The following is a 205-nucleotide window of genomic DNA, read 5'->3' on the forward strand; positions in this document are numbered from 1 at the left end:
CGTTGTGCCTGTCCCATCAGTCGTTGGTGTCGTTTCGATAACGGCTACCGTCTTGTCGCCGTCGGACCAGTTCTTGGTAACTTCAGTAACGGCTCCGCTGCCATCAACTTTGGTATCGGTAGTCCCGCCTTCTGGATCAGTCGTCGTAGTGACGTTGTAGTAATCCTTTGGATCCACTGACGTCCCTTCGCCGTTGGCTGACTTG

At 54.1% G+C, this 205-nt stretch carries 1 protein-coding gene; it reads right to left on the minus strand.

The genetic code is table 11. The annotated features are described in order from the left end of the window. On the minus strand, window positions 1-205 hold a 205-nt coding region (locus HC026_RS12680), incomplete at both ends, for a hypothetical protein (protein WP_168926239.1).

Origin of the sequence: Secundilactobacillus angelensis (assembly GCF_012641075.1) — a bacterium.
Classification (GTDB): Bacteria; Bacillota; Bacilli; order Lactobacillales; family Lactobacillaceae; genus Secundilactobacillus; species Secundilactobacillus angelensis.